1 protein-coding gene and 1 pseudogene are annotated in these 2,310 nt (G+C 37.4%); one reads left to right on the top strand and one right to left on the bottom strand.

Annotated features, from left to right (window positions below; translation table 11 throughout):
* Positions 1-1,077 precede the first annotated feature (1,077 nt).
* Entirely contained in the window at positions 1,078-1,272 is a 195-nt protein-coding gene (locus OQZ33_RS24070) for a hypothetical protein (RefSeq protein ID WP_265802114.1), read from the bottom strand.
* Between the two features lie 243 nt (positions 1,273-1,515).
* Between OQZ33_RS24070 and OQZ33_RS24650 the strand changes: the two are divergent.
* A pseudogene (locus OQZ33_RS24650) lies at positions 1,516-1,812 on the top strand (transposase); the annotation flags it as partial.
* Positions 1,813-2,310 lie beyond the last annotated feature (498 nt).

Genomic DNA, 2,310 nt, shown 5'->3' with positions numbered 1-2,310 from the left:
CTGTCGTTATATATCGTCTCGCTTCAGTTGGGCGTGAGTCTTGATCGTCTCTTCCCTGTTTCCGCTCGTCTCAATCTTTTTGTTTCCGGTCTTCCGCGACATCCGCCGCTCGACTTTTTCTAACCCTTCCTTTCGGTTGGGAGTGCAAAGGTAGAAAACTTTTCTGAACCTGCAAATAAAATAATTTTTATTTTTTCTATTGATATGATATCTGACTTACCCTTAATTAAAGAATAAATTGGTGATAGGCAATATGATTGCAGGAAAGTATTTGATAGACCAATCCTTAAAATGCCTGCCTTGCAATAGAAACCATGTAATAGATAAACCGAGAAATTAAGATTCTTCACGATAGCATACGCCTACTGAACATGGAAGAGCTGCTGATGGGAAATTAACTCACTTTGGAAAAATAGTGGATATTCCGCTCTATAGTTTACCACCATTCCGCTGGATATATTACCAGCTATTCCGCTTCATAGGATGTAATAGATAAGGAAGGACTAACATATTGGTTAGTAATATCAACACCACGCTTGAAGGATCTATGCGGCGACTTTTAGTGGGGATAAACTTCTACATGAATCGGAATACGATTTGGAAAATATGCTATTTAATCTTAGAATTTTGCTATAGATAACATTATGTCAACAATCGTTTTATAGGACGATCCTACCACGATGAAAACCATTTACAATTTTCTTTCGTATATTGTAAAATACAATATTTTAATATCATGTTGGCTAACCAAGACATTGAAACGTTAAAAATATCGGTGAGTGATAGATGCGGCTTTGAACTTTCGGATTCACAATCATGTAAATTGTTATCTATCGATATATTCCTGAAGACCGATAATTATTTAAGTACAAAGACATTAATGAAATTTTTTGGATTGATTGATACCTATGATGAAGAAAATCCGATAGTAAAGACTTTCCTAGCAATTTATGTTACTTAGGTGAACAAACCCTTTGGGATTAATAAGATAAATAAATTAAGGATAGACTATTACAAAAATCAACTGTATTTATCTCCCGATGGTGAATATAGGGCGTTTCCGGGACATTCGCATGCTCATGACTTTATTTGTATCAACCCAACTGCAACTAGCCCATCTTCAGCAAGCTCGATTTCAAAACCAACCTGGCTACACAAAACGAGCTCATCTTTCAGTGATGAGAAATGGAATTCTATTTCTTGTTCGTTTTCATCAAGAATGATCCCTTTTCCCAGTTGGGTATCAATCGACGTTATAACTCCAATTCGCATTTAATTTATTTTAAATGTGCCTGATATTGGCAGAAATTTTTCCCCAGCGTAATAGTTCAATCGAGTATTGGATTTCATTGCTCATTATCCTGAAAAAATAGTACAAGAGAACTTATTCCTATCAGAAGTAAATTTAATTAATAATATCTGTCTTTTGAAGAAAAAAAATATTTATTTTTTGACCACATCAACAGTCGAACAAATCTGCCAAATTAAAGGTGTTGTGTCAAAACCGTAGCAACCCTTTTAGCTGAGACCAACGGCTTGCTGCTGTTCAGCAATGCGCGACAACTGATCAGTTTCGCCGGATATGATGTGGTAGAGAATCAGAGTGGGAATCATATCGGAAAAACAAGGATGTCAAAAAAGGGCGATGGTCGGATACGCAGAATACTGCATATGCCAGCGTTTTGGGTAGGAAGAAACGACGTTCCCCTTTACTTTACAGACCTGTACGAACGAACAGTAGCGAAACATGGTATTAAATTGAAAAGTAACGTAGCGGTACAGAAAAAGCTTCTAACGACAATTTACTCATGATAGAAAAATGACCATGCTTTTGAAAATTATAGCCAGCAAAAACATAAGGAAAAAAGGATATTTGAGCCAATCTAATGATCAAAACTAACCATCAAAGCGATAGAAAAATAGATAGTTCCAATCTAGTCAGAAACCGGATCGGAACTACGCAAGCTAGGCATACCAATGAATGATCACCCTATGTCTCCTCTATTGAAAACAAAGTTAAAAAATATTAGGAATAACTTGTATTTATAGATAGTACCTTCCTATTGTAGATAGCTTTATAACCTGCAAGAATAAGCTGGGCCACTTACTGATTGCGGCCAGGATGATATTCGAAGTATGCCAGTTTGGTGAGTGGAGCCTGAGTCCCCGTGCAGTATCGGGCTTCTGTTTGTCGTGCAACATCACCGGACTAAATCCGCCTCATACACAGTTTCTGCTCGTAAGCCCAGATTTGCCGCCGACTTCCTTCAGATCCGCAGTCACCTGCTACACCCTTGTCTTAAGCTAACA

Origin of the sequence: Pedobacter sp. MC2016-05 (assembly GCF_026239735.1) — a bacterium.
Taxonomy (GTDB): Bacteria; Bacteroidota; Bacteroidia; order Sphingobacteriales; family Sphingobacteriaceae; genus Pedobacter.
Note: the sequence above shows the minus strand (reverse complement) of the source record. Positions and strands in the feature narration are given on the sequence as shown.